19 protein-coding genes and 1 other RNA gene are annotated in these 19,047 nt (G+C 51.1%); 11 read left to right on the top strand and 9 right to left on the bottom strand.

Going from position 1 to position 19,047, the window contains the following annotated elements; genetic code table 11:
• Positions 1–79 precede the first annotated feature (79 nt).
• The 3 genes from aroD to ydiK form a co-directional block, all read right to left on the bottom strand.
• Complete coding sequence (aroD, locus tag OGX67_RS17550; RefSeq protein ID WP_032949145.1) at positions 80–838, bottom strand: type I 3-dehydroquinate dehydratase; 759 nt, start codon at positions 836–838, stop codon at positions 80–82.
• Between the two features lie 167 nt (positions 839–1,005).
• Positions 1,006–1,113, bottom strand: an RNA gene (gene rprA / locus OGX67_RS17545) — antisense sRNA RprA.
• Positions 1,114–1,297: 184 nt separating this feature from the next.
• Positions 1,298–2,407 (bottom strand): AI-2E family transporter YdiK, encoded by a 1,110-nt coding sequence (gene ydiK / locus OGX67_RS17540; RefSeq protein ID WP_003030544.1) that lies wholly within the window; start codon positions 2,405–2,407, stop codon positions 1,298–1,300.
• Positions 2,408–2,620: 213 nt separating this feature from the next.
• On the opposite strand from ydiK, the gene ydiJ reads away from it, so the two are divergent.
• From ydiJ to OGX67_RS17525, 3 genes are all read left to right on the top strand, one after another.
• Complete coding sequence (gene ydiJ / locus OGX67_RS17535; protein ID WP_057064632.1) at positions 2,621–5,677, top strand: D-2-hydroxyglutarate dehydrogenase YdiJ; 3,057 nt, start codon at positions 2,621–2,623, stop codon at positions 5,675–5,677.
• The gene (menI, locus tag OGX67_RS17530) at positions 5,674–6,084 is read left to right on the top strand and encodes a 1,4-dihydroxy-2-naphthoyl-CoA hydrolase (protein ID WP_257651432.1); all 411 of its coding nucleotides are present in this window, start codon (positions 5,674–5,676) and stop codon (positions 6,082–6,084) included. Before ydiJ ends, menI begins: the two co-directional genes overlap by 4 nt.
• Positions 6,085–6,161: 77 nt before the next feature.
• Positions 6,162–6,350, top strand: coding sequence for a YdiH family protein (locus OGX67_RS17525; protein ID WP_003836591.1), 189 nt, complete (start codon positions 6,162–6,164; stop codon positions 6,348–6,350).
• Between the two features lie 66 nt (positions 6,351–6,416).
• On the opposite strand, the gene OGX67_RS17520 is transcribed toward OGX67_RS17525, so the two are convergent.
• The gene (locus OGX67_RS17520) at positions 6,417–7,268 is read right to left on the bottom strand and encodes a Vmh family MBL fold metallo-hydrolase (RefSeq protein ID WP_086551146.1); all 852 of its coding nucleotides are present in this window, start codon (positions 7,266–7,268) and stop codon (positions 6,417–6,419) included.
• 122 nt (positions 7,269–7,390) lie between these two features.
• Here OGX67_RS17520 and OGX67_RS17515 point away from each other — a divergent pair, with 122 nt between their 5' ends.
• Positions 7,391–8,269: a LysR family transcriptional regulator gene (locus OGX67_RS17515; RefSeq protein WP_257651433.1), complete on the top strand. Its 879-nt coding sequence runs from the start codon at positions 7,391–7,393 to the stop codon at positions 8,267–8,269.
• Positions 8,270–8,602: 333 nt separating this feature from the next.
• Here OGX67_RS17515 and OGX67_RS17510 read toward each other — a convergent pair whose 3' ends face one another.
• Positions 8,603–9,034, bottom strand: coding sequence for a DUF3828 domain-containing protein (locus OGX67_RS17510; protein ID WP_086551148.1), 432 nt, complete (start codon positions 9,032–9,034; stop codon positions 8,603–8,605).
• 1 nt (position 9,035) lies between these two features.
• A complete protein-coding gene (locus OGX67_RS17505; protein ID WP_086551149.1) occupies positions 9,036–9,398 on the bottom strand; it encodes a CHAP domain-containing protein in 363 nt (120 codons plus the stop codon).
• A gap of 667 nt (positions 9,399–10,065) precedes the next feature.
• Between OGX67_RS17505 and sufA the strand changes: the two genes are divergently transcribed.
• From sufA to ldtE, 7 genes are all read left to right on the top strand, one after another.
• Positions 10,066–10,434 (top strand): Fe-S cluster assembly scaffold SufA, encoded by a 369-nt coding sequence (gene sufA / locus OGX67_RS17500; RefSeq protein ID WP_071697211.1) that lies wholly within the window; start codon positions 10,066–10,068, stop codon positions 10,432–10,434.
• An 8-nt stretch (positions 10,435–10,442) separates the two neighbouring features.
• Positions 10,443–11,930: a Fe-S cluster assembly protein SufB gene (gene sufB, locus OGX67_RS17495; protein WP_204583636.1), complete on the top strand. Its 1,488-nt coding sequence runs from the start codon at positions 10,443–10,445 to the stop codon at positions 11,928–11,930.
• 16 nt (positions 11,931–11,946) lie between these two features.
• Positions 11,947–12,693: a Fe-S cluster assembly ATPase SufC gene (gene sufC, locus OGX67_RS17490; RefSeq protein WP_003029383.1), complete on the top strand. Its 747-nt coding sequence runs from the start codon at positions 11,947–11,949 to the stop codon at positions 12,691–12,693.
• Entirely contained in the window at positions 12,668–13,939 is a 1,272-nt protein-coding gene (sufD, locus tag OGX67_RS17485; protein WP_257651434.1) for a Fe-S cluster assembly protein SufD, read from the top strand. Before sufC ends, sufD begins: the two co-directional genes overlap by 26 nt.
• Entirely contained in the window at positions 13,936–15,156 is a 1,221-nt protein-coding gene (gene sufS, locus OGX67_RS17480) for a cysteine desulfurase SufS (RefSeq protein ID WP_268044020.1), read from the top strand. Before sufD ends, sufS begins: the two co-directional genes overlap by 4 nt.
• Before the next feature lie 12 nt (positions 15,157–15,168).
• Positions 15,169–15,585 carry a cysteine desulfuration protein SufE gene (gene sufE / locus OGX67_RS17475; RefSeq protein ID WP_003029378.1) on the top strand — a complete coding sequence of 139 codons (417 nt, stop codon included), beginning with the start codon at positions 15,169–15,171 and terminating at the stop codon, positions 15,583–15,585.
• A gap of 123 nt (positions 15,586–15,708) precedes the next feature.
• On the top strand, positions 15,709–16,713 hold the full coding sequence (gene ldtE / locus OGX67_RS17470) for a L,D-transpeptidase LdtE (protein ID WP_003029376.1): 1,005 nt from the start codon (positions 15,709–15,711) through the stop codon (positions 16,711–16,713).
• Positions 16,714–16,781: 68 nt separating this feature from the next.
• Here ldtE and lpp read toward each other — a convergent pair whose 3' ends face one another.
• The 3 genes from lpp to ynhH form a co-directional block, all read right to left on the bottom strand.
• Entirely contained in the window at positions 16,782–17,018 is a 237-nt protein-coding gene (lpp, locus tag OGX67_RS17465) for a murein lipoprotein Lpp (RefSeq protein WP_003029373.1), read from the bottom strand.
• A gap of 309 nt (positions 17,019–17,327) precedes the next feature.
• On the bottom strand, positions 17,328–18,740 hold the full coding sequence (gene pykF / locus OGX67_RS17460) for a pyruvate kinase PykF (RefSeq protein WP_003029366.1): 1,413 nt from the start codon (positions 18,738–18,740) through the stop codon (positions 17,328–17,330).
• 7 nt (positions 18,741–18,747) lie between these two features.
• The gene (gene ynhH / locus OGX67_RS27005) at positions 18,748–18,978 is read right to left on the bottom strand and encodes a protein YnhH (protein WP_418219450.1); all 231 of its coding nucleotides are present in this window, start codon (positions 18,976–18,978) and stop codon (positions 18,748–18,750) included.
• Positions 18,979–19,047: the final 69 nt, after the last annotated feature.

Here is a 19,047-nt window from a genome sequence, read left to right as displayed (position 1 = left end):
TCCGGCCTACGGTGAGTATCATTCGTGGGCCGGATAAGATGCGGCAGCATCGTCATCCGGATATTCTATCCTTCCACGCTTAAGCCTGATGCAATATTGTCAGTACAGTGCGCAGATCGATCACTGCGATTTGCCCTGGAGCAGATGCTTTTTTCACCGCACCGAACGTGGCTGCTGAACCAAAAACCTCGCCAGCTAAACGAGAAATCACCCCGTTTTTTGCCATCGACATCGTGATAATTGGACGATCGGCATAGCGTTCATGCATTTCCAGCGTCGCGCTGAGCAGCGTCAGCACATCCGTTTTGCATTGCGGCATCAGCGCAATTTTGGGGATATCGGCGTCCAGTTCCTGCATTTTACGCAGACGCTGAACAATCTCCTCAGCGGCCGGCGTTTTATGAAAATCATGATTCGACATAATAACCAGGACGTTTTTGGCGTGAGCTTGCTCAACGGTTGCTTTAACCTGCGCATCACCAGTGAATAGCTCGAGATCGATCATATCCACCAGGCCACAGTCTATCGCTGCACGGTTTAGTGCGAAATAGTCTTCGGCAGGTAAGGCCTGCTCGCCGCCTTCCTGCGCAGTACGGAAGGTAAAAAGTAACGGCTTGTCAGGCAGAATCTCGCGGATGGCGCGCGCAGCGTCCAGTACTGCGTCAATGGATGCGACATCGGCAAAATGGTCAACGCGCCATTCCAGAATATCGAAATCCGCTTCGCGATAGGTCAGCGCTTCACTTTTTACCATTGCGATGTCTTTAGCCATCAGTGAGACAATGATCTTCGGTGCACCCTTGCCAATTACGACATTTCTTACAGTTACGGTTTTCATTGATTACCTTATAAATATTGGCTGATATCTGTCCGTCAGCCCCCTGAGCCTTCAACAATATCACGGTTTTGTGCTTGATATCGAAACCACTTTTTTTAATTGGTACAGACCGTTGAATGGTGGGAAAGTTAAGAAAGGAGAGTACGGCGATTAGAATGGTACGAAGGACAAAAAAAAGCCCACCGTGGGAGATGGGCAAAGACTACACACAGCAATTCGTTGTTTCACTCAGGGGATTTCCATGCTTATAAATCAATGTGTTGATCTAAAGCCATGGGCTAATAGTAGGCATACTGTTTTTTTACGTCGATCAGATTCATCTCAATAGTTTAAAAACTGTAAAGAATTTGCGACACAAATGAGTATTGAAAGAAGGACGGCGTTGGGTCTAATCCCGTAAGAGGGAGGGATTGATTAGTATTGTTAAACAATCAGGCGGCGTTGCCGCCTGATGTTGGATTACTTATTGCGTTCGATTTCAGCAATTTCTTCGAGGATTTCATCCGGATTGGTACCTGGCGCAGGGGCTTCATTTACCCACGCGGAGAACAGACGCCAGGAAACGGCCAGTACTACTGGACCTATAAACAGACCAATCATGCCGAAGGCAATCAATCCGCCGATGACTCCGGAGAGAATCAGGAGCAGTGGCAAATCGGCACCCATGCGAATCAGCATCGGTCGAATCACGTTATCCAGTGTTCCGACCACGCCGCTCCACACCAGCAGCACGGTGCCCCAGGTTGAATCCCCCGTCCAGTATAGCCAGATAATGGCCGGAATCAGTACCGGTAGCGGCCCCAGTTGCACCAGACATGACAGGATCATCAATACCGCCAGCAGTGTGGCATACGGCACACCGGTTACCGCCAGACCAATACCCCCGAGCACTGCCTGTACCAGAGCGGTGACCACAACGCCTAATGCGACGGCGCGAATGGCTTGTGCTGCTAGCAGAATGGCAGCATCTCCACGTTTTGAGGCAAGACGGCAGGCGAAGTGACGAATACCTAATGCGACTTGTTCACCGCGCCAGTACAACAGGGCACTGAACAGCAGCATCAGGCCACAGTGCATCATAAAGCGGCCGATATGCGCGGCCTGACCGACGAACCAGGTTGTGGTGGTGCCGATATAAGGACGAACCTTGGCCATAATCGCCGAACCGCCCATATCCAGTAAGCTGTGCCATGCGCCATACATTTTGGCACCCACCAGTGGAATGCTGTTCAACCATGCCAGATCCGGTAGCGTCATATCACCTGCGGTTACGGCATGGATCAGCGGCCCACTGCCATCGACGATGCTGTTAACCAGCAGCGCGATGGGGATGATGAACAACAGCACCAGCAACAGCGTCATCACCAGTACGGCAAGTGAACGGCGTCCCCAGAGCAATTTTTGTAAGCGTAGCAGGATAGGCCAGGTTGCAATGACAATCGTGCCTGCCCAGGCAAAACCGAGGATAAAGGGCTGAACAATCCAGAGACAGGCCACAATCAGGATGGCTAAAAACAGCACCGATAGCAGCACTTGTGCAATATCCCTGGGCTGACGGAAATTTACCATAAATACTTTTCACCTTTGTCTTTGCGCCAGAACGTTGACGCGACGTGAATACTTAAATGACACCCTGTAATGATGAGCAATTTCAGCGGTTTTGAACAGGCGGATTCTGCCTGTAAATCTGCTGAGCGTATTAGAAAAAAATGTGATACAACAAACAAAGCAACACGCAAACGATTAAATTCACAACACAGACCGCAGGAAAGGGTCACTATAATGATTCCACAAATTTCTCAGGCACCAGGTGTCGTTCAACTGGTGCTCAACTTTTTGCAGGCGCTGGAGCAGCAAGGATTTACGGGCGATACGGCAACGAGCTATGCCGATCGTCTGACAATGTCGACGGATAACAGTATTTATCAGCTGCTACCTGATGCTGTCGTTTTCCCTCGTTCAACCGCAGATGTGGCGCTAATCGCCCGTCTGGCGGCAGAACCGCTTTTCTCGTCGTTGATTTTTACCCCGCGCGGCGGCGGCACCGGGACCAACGGTCAGGCGCTGAACCAGGGCATTATTGTTGATATGTCCCGCTATATGAGCCGCATTATTGAAATCAACCCGCAAGAAGGTTGGGTGCGGGTAGAAGCCGGGGTGATAAAAGATCAGCTCAACCAGTTTCTGAAGCCTTACGGCTATTTCTTTGCCCCGGAATTATCCACCAGTAACCGGGCAACGCTCGGCGGGATGATCAACACCGATGCGTCCGGGCAAGGATCGTTGGTTTACGGTAAAACTTCCGATCATGTGTTGGGCATCCGTGCGGTGCTGATGGGCGGCGATATTCTTGATACTCAGCCAATGCCGATCGAGCTTGCCGAAATGCTGGGGAAAAGCAATACCACCATTGGCCGCATCTATAAGACCGTTTATGAACGTTGTCGCGATAACCGACAACTGATCATGGATAAATTCCCGAAACTTAATCGCTTCCTGACCGGGTACGATCTACGGCACGTCTTTAACGATGAGATGACCGAATTTGATTTAACCCGCATTCTCACCGGCTCTGAAGGTACGCTGGCGTTTATCACCGAAGCCCGTCTGGATATCACGCCGCTGCCAAAAGTCAGACAACTGGTTAACGTCAAGTACGACTCTTTCGACTCGGCGTTGCGTAATGCCCCGGTGATGGTGGAAGCGCGCGCGCTGTCAGTAGAAACCGTCGACTCCAAAGTGCTTAATCTGGCGCGGGAAGATATTGTCTGGCACTCGGTCAGTGAATTGATTACCGATGTTCCTGATAAAGAGATGTTGGGCCTGAATATCGTCGAATTTGCGGGTGACGATGAAGCATTGATCGATGCTCAGGTTAGTGCGCTGTGTGAACGTCTGGATGGGTTAATTGCCCGTCAGGAAGCGGGTGTCATTGGTTGGCAACTGTGTACTGAACTCGCGGGCGTAGAGCGTATTTACGCCATGCGTAAAAAAGCCGTCGGTTTGCTGGGGAATGCGAAAGGTGCCGCTAAGCCGATACCGTTTGCCGAGGACACCTGTGTTCCACCAGAACATCTGGCTGACTATATTGCCGAGTTCCGTGCGCTGCTTGATAGCCATGGCCTGAGCTATGGCATGTTTGGTCACGTAGACGCAGGCGTGCTTCACGTCAGACCGGCGTTGGATATGTGTGACCCGCAGCAGGAAGTGCTGATGAAACGCATTTCTGATGATGTTGTGGCGCTGACGGCGAAATATGGCGGTTTGCTGTGGGGCGAGCATGGGAAAGGTTTTCGTGCAGAATACAGCCCGGCGTTCTTCGGCGAGGAGCTGTATCGCGAACTGCGCAAAGTGAAATCGGTGTTTGATCCGCAAAACCGGCTGAATCCTGGGAAAATTTGTCCACCGGAAGGCGTAGATGCGCCGATGATGAAAGTGGACGCGGTGAAACGCGGAACGTATGACCGTCAGATCCCTCTGGCCGTACGCCAGGAGTGGCGTGGGGCAATGGAGTGTAACGGCAACGGGTTATGCTTTAATTTCGATGCGAAAAGTCCCATGTGTCCGTCGATGAAAATCAGCCTCAACCGTATTCATTCGCCAAAAGGGCGAGCCACGTTGGTGCGTGAATGGCTGCGTTTGTTAGCGGATCGCGGGATCGACCCAATACAGCTGGAAAAAGAGCTACCGGAAAAACGCGCCAGTTTACGTGCGCTGATTGCCCGTACCCGCAACAGTTGGCATGCGCGCAAGGGTGAATACGATTTCTCGCACGAAGTAAAAGAGGCAATGTCCGGCTGTCTGGCATGTAAAGCATGTTCAACACAGTGTCCAATTAAAATTGATGTACCGGAGTTCCGTTCGCGCTTCCTCCAGCTGTACCACACGCGTTATCTGCGCCCGTTGCGCGATCACATGGTGGCGACCGTTGAGAGCTATGCGCCGTTAATGGCACGAGCGCCCAAAACGTTTAACTTCTTCATCAACCAGCCGCTGGTGCGAAACCTGGCTAAAAAGCACATTGGAATGGTTGATTTACCGCTGTTGTCTGCACCGTCGCTGCAACGCCAACTGGTGGGGCATCGTTCCGCCAATATGACGTTGGAACAGCTCGAATTACTCAGCCTTGAGCAAAAAGCGCGTACGGTGCTGGTGGTGCAGGACCCTTTCACCAGCTATTACGATGCGCAGGTGGTTGCTGACTTTATACGTCTGGTAGAGAAGCTGGGCATGCAGCCGGTACTGCTGCCGTTTTCACCAAACGGCAAGGCGCAGCACATTAAAGGCTTCTTAAACCGTTTTGCCAAAACGGCGAAAAAGACATCCGAGTTTCTTAACCGGGTAGCGAAGCTGAATATTCCGATGGTGGGTGTTGATCCGGCGCTGGTGCTTTGTTATCGCGATGAATACAAGCTGGCGCTGGGCGAACAACGGGGTGATTTCCATGTGTTGCTAGCCAACGAATGGTTATCGAAAGCTGTGGAAGCACAGCAGCCAGTCGCTGTTGGCGGTGAACCGTGGTACTTCTTTGGCCACTGTACCGAAGTGACGGCTTTGCCAGGCGCGCCTGCGCAGTGGGCGGCTATTTTTGCCCGTTTTGGCGCAAAGCTGGAGAACGTCAGCGTGGGATGCTGTGGTATGGCTGGCACCTACGGCCACGAAGTAAAGAATCACCAAAACTCATTGGGGATCTATGAGCTATCATGGCACCAGGCAATGCAACGATTGCCGCGTAACCGTTGTCTGGCTACCGGATACTCCTGTCGCAGCCAGGTAAAACGCGTTGAAGGTACGGGCGTTCGCCACCCATTACAGGCACTGCTGGAGATTATAGGATGATCTGGAAACGTGAAGTCACACTCGAGGCGCTCAATGCCATGGGTGAAGGAAATATGGTTGGGTTGCTCGATATTCGTTTTGTGCACATTGGTGACGATACGCTGGAAGCTACAATGCCGGTGGACCATCGCACCAAACAACCCTTTGGGTTGCTGCACGGCGGCGCATCCGTGGTGCTGGCGGAAAGTATTGGTTCGGTAGCGGGATACCTGTGTACTCAGGGTGAGCAGAAAGTGGTGGGCCTGGAGATCAACGCCAACCATATCCGTTCTGTGCGGGAAGGGCACGTCAGGGGCGTATGTCGCGCGTTACATACCGGCTCTCGTCACCAGGTTTGGCAAATAGAGATCTTCGATGAGCAGGGACGATTGTGCTGTACGTCGCGTCTGACGACCGCAATTTTGTGATGCATATTGCTTTTGGTCATTATCTGCACAGGGAATGGTGTTATACTGTGCAGGTTTTGAACACAAGCGAGGATGATATGTCTACCCAATTAGACCCTGCCCAACTGGCAATAGAATTTTTACGTCGTGATAAAACCGATCTTTCACCGGCTCAGTACCTGAAAAGGCTGAAACAGCTCGAGCTGGAGTTTGCTGATTTACTGGCGCTCTCCTCGATGGAACTGAAAGAAGAGATCTATTTTGCCTGGCGCATGGGCGTTCATTGATTCCGGTATGCTTATCGTAACGAAACCCCGACACGTGTTCGGGGTTATTTTTGCCTTAAATCTTCATTACCACTTCATCTCACCGCTGTTAACCTTCGCACTTAGTTCAAGCGAGCTTGCGTCCGCCAGACCTGGCCATGCTGCCGTCATGGTTTTAATCACATAATCCGATCCTTTCTTCGCCCCTAACGCCTGCTCAAACGACTGCAAATAGTCCTGGGTGAAGCGAATAGCTTTATCGCCGGTAGGGCGTTCGCCAATGTAATGACCCGGGACCACCTGAGTGGGCTGTAAGCTCTGCATTTCGCTCAGTACGTTACGCCATGCACTACGCTGTTCTTCAGATTGTGTATCCGCCGTCCAGACGTGAATACCTGAAGCCACGCCTGTGCCGCCAATAATGGCCCGATTCGCCGGGATCCAGATATACGCTGCATAATCGTTGGAGTGACGCAGTTCCAGCGGTTCGCTATCAACCGTGAACTGCGTTTGCGTCGTCGCCTGCGGAACGGTGAGCGATGTTGGCGCGCCGTCCTTCATTTGCGGGCCCCAGAACTGCAGCTTGGCCTCTTTGGTGGCGCGGATATGGTCTACCACCTGCGGTGTTGCCAGAACTTTTACCTGTGGAAAAGCGTTGACGATGGGTTGCAGACCGAAATAGAAATCCGGATCGCCGGAAGTGATCACGATAGCCTTCAGCGTTTTACCGCTGGCGCGAATCATCTGCACCAGCTGTTCGCCATCTTTGGTGCTGAACTGGGCGTCAAACAGAATCGCCTCTTTGGGACCAGATACCAGCGTCGAAGAGACCGGGAAAATACCCTTCTCCTGCGGATTATAGACGTCCAGCTGTAGCGGTGCGGCGAAAGCTGAAGACGCAAACAGAGGTAACAGCAGGGCCAGAGATTTAACTTTCATACCAGGTAACCTTATGCAGGGAATTGTCTTTTGATAGTTCCCGTATTTTAAGCATATTCGTATCTGTTAGAATTCCCTCATTAGGACATGCTGAGTTTCATAAAACGATCGGATGGGATGCAATGGACAGAGTGATGGCGGCAACGGTATTTAACCATATCTGTGATTTGGGCAGTCTGAGCGCCGCTGCACGTGCATTGGGGCTTTCCCGTCCGATGGTCAGTCGTTACCTCGACGAGATGGAAAAATGGGCAGGCGCAAGGCTTATCCATCGCTCATCGCGTCGCTTGACGATCACGCCAGCGGGTGAAGAGGCATTACTGAAAACGCGTTCTCTGGCGCAACTTTCGCTGGATATTGGTGCCGCCAGTGGCGCGCAAATTCCCTCCGGCACGCTACGTGTGGCCTGCGCCCATTTTACCGCCATGCATATTCTTGCTCCGGTTCTGCCGGCGTTTATGGAGCAATATCCGCAATTACGTATTGAGGTGGAGATCAATAATCAACCGGTAAGCCTTGTGGGGGAACGCATCGATGTGGCGATCCGCATAACGGATAATCCCGAGCCTGGGACCATCGCCCGCCGGTTGGGCGACTGTAAATCGGTACTTTGCGCGTCCGCAGATTATCTGCATCAACATGGCACGCCTGAGACAGTCGACGATCTCACTCGGCACAATTGCCTGTACTACAGCGGTTTTGCCGGACAATCCTGGCACTTTTTGGATGCCCAGGGGCAGTCTGTCTCGGTTGCAATCAAAGGGAATTTAAGTGCAGGGATCTCTTCGCTGCTCTGCGAGTCGGCGGTGGCAGGAATGGGGATCGCGTTGGTGCCAGAGCTGGAGGCGCGGGAAGGGCTGGCGCAGGGAGCGTTAATTCGATTACTGCCAGAACTTCAACCTAAATGCTTGCCAATTTATGGTTTATACCTTTCTCGGGAGCATCAGCCTGCGGGGCTACGTTTGCTGCTGGATGCGCTTAGTGGGGCGGCGCAATGCTAAAAAGGTAGCTAAACGTGCTCATAAAATAGTCAAACCGCAATTTGTGTTAAAAAAAACTTATCGGTGTATGAGATTCTTCTTATCGCCCCTTCAAGAGCTAAGCCATCGTGAGTGCCGGAGATAAGCGCCGGATGGGGCCGGAACCCTTAAGCCTGCCAGCAAGCAGACTTAAGGGTTTTTTGTTGTTTGTCAATTAGCTGGGGTCGATTCCATTATCATTGACACGGAAAATATAAAAATCCCATTCAGTTCGCGCAGGCTTTTTTACTTTCCGGCGATATAGCAGGGGTATTCGCGGATGTGCCATGGCATAGTAACTCTGTCATAACGTCGTTAATTGTTATCGCGTGCAGCAACGGACTGTACTTTCCACTCGCCATTTTCATTAACCATACAATCAATAACCGTGTGAGGTTTTTTTTTGCCGAACGTTATATTGACGTTTACGCAGACAGGATCCCAGTCATATGAGGATATGGCCACATTCTCTGTCCAGTCGTCACCGATATATTGTGATTTTAGAAAAAAATCAGCAGAATAGAAAACCTCATCATCATACTTTGGATCTTGTGTTCGCCTTAGTTTCTGCATTGTTGATGCAGTAACGTATTTATCGATATCCTTACCGTCGGTAATCGGGAAATTATTATTGTTAATTTGGTTCACGTACCACTTATTAAATGCAACGGCCTGGTTAACAGGATCGTTGGTATTATTTGCCATAGCAGATGATGCCACCAGTAGCAAAAGCAGTAATTTTTTCATGTCACTTGTGCCTGTATATAGTAACAGTGGGCTGGATTTTTCTGTACTGCGGCCCAGGGTATAAACTGCGCTGTACGAAATCGGAGTACCAGGTTCCCGTCCCATCGTAAATACAGGCGTGCCCATACTGGTTTGGACCTGGTAAAGCATCAATAACCGCTATATCGCCCTCTATTGGGGTGCCGTATGATTTGCTGAATCCTGCTTTTTCTAGTGACCTTGCAAAACTGTTGGCGTTAGCACCTTCAATTTTGACGCCGCCAGCGCGAATTGCTGCAGCTACTGCTCGAGCGCAATAACCCTGGCTTTTTTGATGCGCGTGACTTCGCGCATACGAGACCGCATCATGTTTATTCCATGACATAATCTTCCCTTGGTAATAGAATGAATCATAAAATAATAATACTCAGACATTTAATTCGAAATTGTATTTTATGGTGAGATTTAATTAATCAACATATGTAATGCCAATATTGATTATCGAATTGATAATTAAAGCGTATAGCAATATATTGAATTAGCAATTAGTCCTGCAAATCCCAAAGTTAATCTTATTTACGTAATGTCTACTGTTAAAATCAAACTGGCTTGTAAATTATGACGTTTAAAATCGGGAACACGCCTCGCATAACCTCCATTTTAGGATTTGGGGGGCAAAATCGCGCTGAGGGCTCAATTTGGGGCGTTAAATAGTCTGTACTTATCTATCACGAGAAAAGACTAAGTTACTGATTATATAATAATCACATGATTTCATTAAATTTTCAAAACCTATCTCTTAAATAGACATTATCTATACATCTTTTGATGTTTGACCTGCCTGAACGATGAGATTTCTATAATCCATTATTAATCAATGTATTGAACAAATAATTCCATTCCTGTAAACCCTCGCTGCAGGGTCTATGCTTAGTAAAAGTAACCAAAAAGGGCGGTTAACCCGAATGCCCCTGCTGTTGAGGGGTTGAAGTGATAATCATTATCACTAACATATTGTTATAGCTTCAAAGCGAGTGACTCGAGGTAACCCTATGGAATTGCATTCAGGAACATTTAACCCGGACGATTTTGCCTGGCGTGGACTGACGTTAACGCCAGCAGCGGCGGCGCATATCCGTGAACTGGTGGCACAGCAACCCGACATGTTGGGCGTACGCCTGGGCGTGAAGCAAACGGGATGCGCGGGATTCGGCTACGTGCTGGATACCGTCCGCGAGGCCCAAAAAGACGATCTGTTGTTTGAAACGGATGGCGCCAGACTGTATGTGCCTTTACAGGCGATGCCGTTCATCGACGGCACAGAAGTCGATTTTGTTCGCGAAGGATTAAATCAGTTATTTAAATTTCATAACCCGAAAGCCCAGAACGAATGCGGCTGTGGCGAAAGTTTTGGGGTATAGGCGGTACTATGTCTCGTAATACTGAAGCAACTGACGATGTCAACACCTGGGCTGGCGGGCACCTTAATTACAAAGAGGGCTTCTTCACCCAACTGCAAACCGATGAGCTGGCGAAAGGGATCAACGAAGAAGTCGTGCGTGCGATTTCGGCAAAACGTAATGAACCCGACTGGATGCTGGAATTCCGCCTGAATGCCTTTCAAGCGTGGCAAACCATGGAAGAGCCGCACTGGCTAAAAGCGCACTACGACAAGCTGAATTATCAGGAGTATAGCTATTATTCCGCACCGTCCTGCGGTAACTGCGATGAAACCTGCGCGTCTGAGCCGGGAGCGGTGCAGCAAACGGGGGCGAATGCGTTTTTAAGTAAAGAGGTCGAGGATGCCTTTGAACAGCTTGGCGTACCGGTCCGTGAAGGCAAAGAGGTGGCGGTTGATGCTATTTTTGACTCGGTATCGGTGGCGACCACCTATCGCGACAAACTGGCGGAACAGGGCATTATTTTCTGTTCGTTCGGTGAGGCGATTCACGATCATCCTGAGCTGGTAAAACAATATCTGGGCACGGTGGTTCCAGGTAATGACAACTTCTTTGCCGCGCTGAATGCAGCGGTGGCATCTGACGGCACGTTTATTTATGTACCGAAAGGCGTGCGTTGCCCCATGGAGCTGTCGACCTATTTCCGTATCAATGCGGAGAAAACCGGGCAGTTTGAACGCACTATTCTGGTCGCGGATGAGGGCAGCTACGTCAGCTATATCGAAGGCTGTTCGGCTCCGGTGCGCGACAGCTACCAGCTGCATGCGGCGGTGGTAGAAGTCATCATCCACAAAAATGCTGAAGTGAAATACTCGACGGTGCAAAACTGGTTCCCCGGGGATGGTAACACCGGCGGCATTTTGAACTTCGTCACCAAGCGCGCTCTGTGCGAAGGTGAAAACAGCAAAATGTCGTGGACGCAGTCGGAAACCGGCTCGGCCATTACCTGGAAATACCCAAGTTGCATTTTGCGTGGCGACAACTCTATCGGCGAATTCTACTCCGTGGCCCTGACCAGTGGTCATCAGCAGGCCGATACAGGCACCAAGATGATCCACATCGGTAAAAACACCAAATCGACCATTATCTCGAAAGGGATCTCCGCCGGACACAGCCAGAACAGCTATCGCGGTTTAGTGAAAATCATGCCGACCGCCACCAACGCCCGCAACTATACCCAATGTGACTCGATGCTGATCGGGGCGGATTGCGGAGCGCACACATTCCCATATGTGGAGTGTCGTAACAACAGCGCCCAGCTCGAGCACGAAGCCACGACGTCGCGCATTGGTGAAGATCAGCTGTTTTACTGCCTGCAGCGCGGTATCAGCGAAGAGGATGCCATTTCGATGATCGTGAATGGTTTCTGTAAAGACGTGTTCTCTGAACTGCCGCTGGAATTTGCCGTGGAAGCGCAAAAACTTCTCGCCATAAGTCTTGAACACAGCGTCGGTTAAAATTTAAGGAAAGCACATGTTAAGCATCAAAGATTTACAGGTCAGTGTGGAAGATAAGGCGATCCTGCGTGGGCTGAGTCTTGAAATTCGCCCCGGAGAAGTGCACGCCATTATGGGGCCAAATGGTTCCGGGAAAAGTACGCTTTCCGCCACCCTGGCCGGACGTGATGACTATGAAGTCACCGGCGGGACGGTAGAATTCAACGGTAAGGATTTACTGGAACTGTCACCGGAAGACCGGGCCGGTGAAGGGATCTTTATGGCATTCCAGTATCCGGTGGAAATCCCCGGCGTCAGTAATCAGTTTTTCCTGCAAACGGCACTGAATGCGGTGCGCACCTACCGTGGCGAAGAGTCACTGGACAGGTTTGACTTCCAGGATCTGATGGAAGAAAAAATTGCGTTGCTGAAGATGCCGGAAGATTTGCTCACGCGTTCGGTCAACGTTGGTTTCTCCGGCGGTGAGAAAAAGCGTAATGACATTTTGCAAATGGCGGTGCTGGAGCCTCAGCTGTGTATTCTGGATGAGTCGGACTCCGGGCTGGATATTGATGCGCTGAAAATCGTCGCCGACGGCGTGAACTCGCTACGCGACGGGCAACGCTCATTCATTATCGTCACCCATTATCAACGCATCCTGGACTATATCAAACCTGATTATGTTCACGTTCTCTACCAGGGGCGAATAGTGAAGTCCGGTGATTTTACGCTGGTCAAACAACTTGAGGAGCAAGGTTATGGCTGGCTTAGCGAACAGCAGTAACGTGCTGCAACAGTGGCACCATCTGTTTGAAACGCAAGGTGAGACGCGCTCGCAACATGCCCAGCAGCATCTGCAGCAGATGCTGCGTCTGGGGCTGCCAACGCGTAAGCATGAGGACTGGAAATACACGCCGCTTGAGGGGTTAACCAATAGCCAGTTTGTCAGTCATGTCGCTGAGATAACGTCAGCCCAGTGTGAAGCGTTAGCACCGGCAATTGATGCCATACAACTGGTATTTGTCGACGGGCAATTCTCTCCAACGCTGAGCGACAGAGCGGAAGGTAGTGGTTTTGACATTACCATTGACGATGCGCGCCAGATGCTGCCAGCGGCTATCCAACCGGAAGTGTTTCTGCACCTGACCGAAAGCCTGTCGCGTAGCGTCACTCACATTCAGGTGAAGCGTAACCAGCGCCCAGCGAAACCGCTGCTGCTGCTGCACATTACCCAGGGGCTGGCGGGCGATGAGGTGAACACGGCGCACTATCGCCACCATCTGGAGCTGGCGGAAGGCGCAGAAGCCACCGTTATTGAACACTATGTCAGCCTCAGCGAGCTTCGCCATTTCACCGGCGCACGTTTAACCATGAATGTCGCGGCGAATGCGCATTTGCGCCACATCAAACTGGCGTTTGAGAACTCACAGAGCCACCATTTCGCGCATAATGACATTCAATTGGGGGCGGATGCTACGGCTGCCAGCCACAGTTTTTTACTCGGTGATGCGGTGCTGCGTCATAACACCAGCACCCAGCTTAACGGCGAAAACACGACGCTTCGGCTTAACAGCCTGGCAATGCCGGTGAAAAATGAAGTCTGCGATACCCGCACCTGGCTTGAGCATAACAAAGGATATTGCAACAGCCGCCAGCTGCATAAAACGATCGTCAGCGATAAGGGGCGGGCGGTATTCAATGGCCTGATCAACGTCGCTCAGCACGCTATTAAAACCGATGGCCAGATGACCAATAATAATTTGCTGCTCGGTAAACTGGCGGAAGTGGATACCAAGCCGCAGCTTGAAATCTATGCCGACGACGTGAAATGCAGTCACGGGGCGACGGTAGGGCGGATCGACGACGAGCAGATGTTCTATTTGCGTTCGCGCGGGATCGGCCAGCAAGATGCCCAACAAATGATTCTCTATGCGTTTGCCGCTGAGCTAACGGAAGCCCTGGGCGAGGAAACGCTGAAACAACAGGTACTGGCACGGATCGCCCAACGCTTGCCGGGAGGCGTAGCATGACATTTCCCATTGAAAAAGTGCGGGCCGATTTTCCGGTTCTGACGCGTGAAGTGAATGGTTTACCGTTGGCGTATCTGGATAGCGCGGCCAGCGCGCAAAAGCCGAACCAGGTGATTGATGCCGAAGCCGAGTTCTACCGTCACGGCTATGCGGCGGTCCACCGCGGTATCCATACGCTGAGCGCTCAGGCTACGGAAAAAATGGAGAATGTGCGCAAGCTCGCTTCGCTGTTTATTAACGCCCGCTCCGCCGAAGAGCTGGTGTTTGTTCGCGGTACGACGGAGGGCATCAACCTGGTGGCGAACAGCTGGGGCAGCAGCAATGTGCGGGCGGGCGATAACATTATCATCAGCGAAATGGAGCACCATGCCAATATTGTGCCCTGGCAGATGCTGTGTGCTCGCGTAGGTGCAGAACTGCGCGTTATCCCGCTCAATGACGATGGTACGTTGCAGCTGGAAACGCTGCCGACGCTGTTTGACGATCGCACGAAGCTGTTGGCGATTACCCACGTATCTAACGTGCTGGGCACGGAAAACCCGTTGGGTGAGATGATCGCGCTGGCGCATCAATACGGTGCGAAAGTGCTGGTGGATGGCGCGCAGGCGGTGATGCATCATCAGGTGGATGTGCAGGCGCTGGATTGCGATTTTTATGTTTTCTCCGGGCATAAACTTTACGGGCCAACCGGTATTGGCATTCTGTATGCCAGAGAGTCGCTGCTGCAGGAGATGCCGCCGTGGGAAGGCGGTGGTTCAATGATTGCGACGGTGAGTTTGAGTCAGGGAACGACGTGGGCCAAAGCGCCCTGGCGGTTTGAAGCCGGAACGCCAAACACCGGCGGCATTATCGGACTCGGCGCGGCTATTGAATATATTTCAGCGCTGGGGCTGACTGAAATCAGCGAATATGAACAGTTCATGATGCGCTATGCGTTGGAACAGCTGGCGGATGTGCCGGATTTAACAATCTACGGACCGGATAACCGTCTGGGTGTGATTGCGTTTAACCTCGGCAAGCATCACGCCTATGACGTCGGGAGTTTTCTTGATAACTATGGCATCGCCGTGCGGACGGGGCATCACTGCGCAATGCCGCTGATGGCCTATTATAACGTTCCCGCGATGTGCCGGGCGTCGATTGCAATGTATAACACCCATGAAGAAGTGGATCGCCTGGTAACGGGCCTCAAGCGTATTCACCATTTACTGGGCTAACAGGGAGGCGTTATGGCTGCGCTACCGGATAAAGAAAAGTTGTTGCGTAATTTTCTGCGTTGCGCTAATTGGGAAGAGAAATACCTGTACATTATTGAACTGGGTCAGCGTTTGCCGGAACTAAACGACGACTTACGCTGCCCGGAAAATAGCATTCAGGGATGCCAAAGCCAGGTATGGATTGTTATGCGTCAGAATGGTGAAGGGATTATTGAATTACAGGGCGACAGTGATGCGGCAATTGTGAAAGGGCTTATTGCCGTGGTATTCATTTTGTATGATCGCATGACGGCCCAGGATATTGTGAATTTTGATGTGCGCCCGTGGTTTGAAAAAATGGCGCTCGCACAGCATCTCACACCGTCTCGTTCACAAGGGCTGGAGGCGATGATTCGGGCTATTCGCGCCAAAGCCGCAACTCTTAGCTAAACTGATAAAACACGTCAACTTTCAGACCGACTTGAAAGCGTTCGTGTAAGGCAACGCAGTGACTCGTAGGCCGGATCGGGCGCTCGCCGCCGTCCGGCAAGAACGCCAGGGGGGTGAGTGAGTATGAAACGCGCGTCTGTTATTACGTTAATGCTAATCGGCGCCTACAGCGCTATTCAGGCCGCATGGGCGGTCGATTATCCTTTGCCCCAGGCGAACAGCCGCCTTGTTGGGCAAAACCAAACCTACACCGTGCAGGAAGGCGATAAAAACCTACAGGCGATAGCCCGTAAGTTTGATACCGCTGCAATGCTGATCCTTGAAGCCAACAATACTATTGCCCCCGTACCTAAACCCGGAACGCTGATCACTATTCCCTCACAATTACTGCTACCGGATGCACCACGCGAAGGCATTATTGTGAATCTGGCGGAATTGCGTCTGTATTACTTCCCGCCGGGAGAGAATATTGTTCAGGTATTCCCGATTGGTATCGGTTTGCAGGGGCTGGAAACGCCGGTAATGGAAACCCGGGTTGGGCAGAAAATCCCGAATCCAACCTGGACCCCTACACCAGGCATCCGTAAACGCTCTCTGGAGCGCGGCATCACATTACCGCCTGTTGTACCTGCCGGACCAAATAACCCGTTAGGACGCTTTGCACTGCGTCTGGCGCATGGAAACGGTGAATATCTGATTCATGGCACCAGCGCGCCGGACAGCGTGGGCCTGCGAGTGAGTTCTGGGTGTATTCGCATGAACGCGCCGGATATCAAAGCGTTGTTTGCTCAAGTCCGCACAGGCACGCCGGTCAGGGTGATTAATGAGCCGATAAAATATTCGATAGAGCCGAACGGCATGAGGTATGTCGAAGTGCATCGACCGCTGTCGCCTGAAGAGGAACAAAACGTCCAGACCATGCCGTATGTGTTACCAGCCGGCTTTACCCAGTTTAAAGACAATAAAGCGGTGGATAACAGTCTGGTGGAAAGGGCGTTGTATCGTCGTGCAGGTTATCCGGTCACCGTCACTGCCGGGCAAGCATCGGTCGCGAGCAATGGGCCAGAAGTGAAGTCTGCGCAAAATGGTGTGCCGGGAGAAGATGCTGAGGTGCGCGCTACGCAATAACAGGGAAGGGGAATTCAGAGCAAAAAAAATGGCGCACAATGTGCGCCATTTTTATTACACAGATACTATTACTTGCGGTATTTAGTAGCTGCGTTGTCCAGACGCTGGTTAGCGCGAGCTGCGTCATCTTTAGCAGCCTGAACGTCGGAACGCATTGCGTTCACGTCGTTGCTCAGCTGGTCAACTTTAGCGTTCAGAGTCTGAACGTCAGAAGACAGCTGATCGATTTTAGCGTTGCTGGAGCAACCTGCCAGCAGAGTAGAACCCAGGATTACCGCGCCCAGTACCAGTTTAGTACGATTCATTATTAATACCCTCTAGATTGAGTTAATCTCCATGTAGCGTTACAAGTATTACACAAAGTTTTTTATGTTGAGAATATTTTTTTGATGGGAATGCACTTATTTTTGATCGTTCGCTCAAAGAAGCATCGAATTGTGCAAAAACGGCTAAAAAACCGAGTGAAAACAGAAAGCTTCCATCGGATTCATCTTAGATAATCACGGATTAGATAGTGAAATCCGATTTGATTTTTTATTAATTGTGGCTATCGATTAAATAAAAAAAGCGCCACCAGGGCGCTTTTTTAAGCAAATTAATTCGCGATGGAATTATTACAGCACGTGAACGGATGCGGTGTTGGTGGTGCCGCTCGGAACCAGTGCACCAGAAACCATAACCACAACGTCACCTTTCTGAGCCAGACCGCTTTCCAGAGCGACTTCTTTACCCAGGCGATAGAAATCATCGGTAGAGCTGATTTCTTTAACCACCTGTGCAACAACGCCTTTGCTCAGCACCAGCTGACGCGCGGTAGTTTCGTTGGTGGTCAGCGCCAGGATGGTAGCATCCGGGAAGTATTTACGTACTGCACGAGCAGATTTACCACCCTGGGTTGCGACGACGATCAGCGGCGCGTCCAGTTTTTCAGCAGTTTCAACCGCGCCACGGCAAACGGCTTCGGTGATGCGCAGTTTGCGGCTGTCGTTGTTGAAGTCCAGACGGCTGGTCATCACACGGTCAGTACGCTCACAGATGGTCGCCATGATGGTAACGGCTTCCAGCGGGTATTTACCTTTTGCTGACTCGCCAGACAGCATTACTGCGTCGGTACCGTCGAGGATGGCGTTCGCTACGTCACCGGCTTCTGCACGGGTCGGACGCGGGTTTTTGATCATGGAATCCAGCATCTGGGTCGCAGTGATAACGACTTTACGTGCGCGGATACATTTTTCGATGATCATTTTCTGCGCGAAAATAACTTCTTCAACCGGGATCTCAACGCCCATATCGCCACGCGCAACCATGATGCCGTCAGACGCTTCGAGGATTTCGTCGAAGTTGTTCAGGCCTTCCTGGTTTTCGATTTTGGAGATGATCTGGATGTTTTCGCCGCCGTGCGCTTTCAGGTGCTCACGGATTTCAACGACGTCAGAACGTTTACGGATAAAGGACGCTGCAACGAAGTCAACGCCTTGCTCGCAACCGAAGATCAGGTCTTGTTTGTCTTTTTCAGCCAGTGCTGGCAGTGCGATGGAAACGCCCGGCAGGTTAACACCTTTGTTTTCGCCCAGGTCGCCGTTGTTCAGCACTTTACAGATAACTTTGTTACCTTCGATGGCGGTAACTTCCATGCCGATCAGACCATCGTCAACCAGAACGGTGTTGCCGACGGACAGATCTTTCGTGAAGCCTTCATAAGTAACAGCAACGATTTCGTTGTTGCCTACGACAGATTTGTCGGTGGTGAAGGTGAAGGTCTGGCCTGCTTTCAGGGAAACGTCGTTACCGCCTTCCAGTTTGATGGTACGGATTTCCGGACCTTTGGTGTCGAGCAGGATTGCTGCTTTCTTGCCGGTTTTGCTCATGACGTTGCGCAAATTCTTGATGCGCTGACCGTGTTCTGCATAGTCGCCGTGAGAGAAGTTCAGACGCATGACGTTCATGCCCGCGTCCAGCATTTTGGTTAACATCTCTTCGGATTCGGTTTTCGGACCGATGGTGCAAACAATTTTCGTCTTTTTCATGACAGTCTTAGTCTTTAAGTTGAGAAGGATATGGAAATCTGGCTCCCGCCGCGCACGGACGGGAAGCTAAACCTGAGTTACGAAAGTTGTGATGCCTCGCTCTAAGGATAGGTGACATCGAAAGAGCGTGCAGAGGAATGTGTGCTTGTGTTTCAGCCCAACGGGATGGTGATTTTTGTAGTCGTTGAGTTTTACAGGTCAATGTGCTGAAACCATTCAAGAGACAATTGGCGCGCATTATACGCTGAAAATTATCAAAAAGGAAAATGGAAACAGCGTTTCAAAACACTTCTGTGCACTTTTACAA

The organism is Citrobacter sp. Cf118, assembly GCF_030334095.1.
Lineage (GTDB): Bacteria > Pseudomonadota > Gammaproteobacteria > Enterobacterales > Enterobacteriaceae > Citrobacter > Citrobacter freundii.
The sequence above is the reverse complement of the archived record's forward strand: the minus strand, read 5'-3'. Positions and strand labels throughout refer to the sequence as shown.

Excerpts from the sequence above, each read along its gene's own strand:
- aroD (WP_032949145.1), bottom strand. The coding sequence starts at position 838 with ATGAAAACCGTAACTGTAAGAAATGTCGTAATTGGCAAGGGTGCACCG.
- ydiK (WP_003030544.1), bottom strand. The coding sequence starts at position 2,407 with ATGGTAAATTTCCGTCAGCCCAGGGATATTGCACAAGTGCTGCTATCG.
- ydiJ (WP_057064632.1), top strand. The coding sequence starts at position 2,621 with ATGATTCCACAAATTTCTCAGGCACCAGGTGTCGTTCAACTGGTGCTC.
- menI (WP_257651432.1), top strand. The coding sequence starts at position 5,674 with ATGATCTGGAAACGTGAAGTCACACTCGAGGCGCTCAATGCCATGGGT.
- OGX67_RS17525 (WP_003836591.1), top strand. The coding sequence starts at position 6,162 with ATGTCTACCCAATTAGACCCTGCCCAACTGGCAATAGAATTTTTACGT.
- OGX67_RS17520 (WP_086551146.1), bottom strand. The coding sequence starts at position 7,268 with ATGAAAGTTAAATCTCTGGCCCTGCTGTTACCTCTGTTTGCGTCTTCA.
- OGX67_RS17515 (WP_257651433.1), top strand. The coding sequence starts at position 7,391 with ATGGACAGAGTGATGGCGGCAACGGTATTTAACCATATCTGTGATTTG.
- OGX67_RS17510 (WP_086551148.1), bottom strand. The coding sequence starts at position 9,034 with ATGAAAAAATTACTGCTTTTGCTACTGGTGGCATCATCTGCTATGGCA.
- OGX67_RS17505 (WP_086551149.1), bottom strand. The coding sequence starts at position 9,398 with ATGTCATGGAATAAACATGATGCGGTCTCGTATGCGCGAAGTCACGCG.
- sufA (WP_071697211.1), top strand. The coding sequence starts at position 10,066 with ATGGAATTGCATTCAGGAACATTTAACCCGGACGATTTTGCCTGGCGT.
- sufB (WP_204583636.1), top strand. The coding sequence starts at position 10,443 with ATGTCTCGTAATACTGAAGCAACTGACGATGTCAACACCTGGGCTGGC.
- sufC (WP_003029383.1), top strand. The coding sequence starts at position 11,947 with ATGTTAAGCATCAAAGATTTACAGGTCAGTGTGGAAGATAAGGCGATC.
- sufD (WP_257651434.1), top strand. The coding sequence starts at position 12,668 with ATGGCTGGCTTAGCGAACAGCAGTAACGTGCTGCAACAGTGGCACCAT.
- sufS (WP_268044020.1), top strand. The coding sequence starts at position 13,936 with ATGACATTTCCCATTGAAAAAGTGCGGGCCGATTTTCCGGTTCTGACG.
- sufE (WP_003029378.1), top strand. The coding sequence starts at position 15,169 with ATGGCTGCGCTACCGGATAAAGAAAAGTTGTTGCGTAATTTTCTGCGT.
- ldtE (WP_003029376.1), top strand. The coding sequence starts at position 15,709 with ATGAAACGCGCGTCTGTTATTACGTTAATGCTAATCGGCGCCTACAGC.
- lpp (WP_003029373.1), bottom strand. The coding sequence starts at position 17,018 with ATGAATCGTACTAAACTGGTACTGGGCGCGGTAATCCTGGGTTCTACT.
- pykF (WP_003029366.1), bottom strand. The coding sequence starts at position 18,740 with ATGAAAAAGACGAAAATTGTTTGCACCATCGGTCCGAAAACCGAATCC.
- ynhH (WP_418219450.1), bottom strand. The coding sequence starts at position 18,978 with ATGCGCGCCAATTGTCTCTTGAATGGTTTCAGCACATTGACCTGTAAA.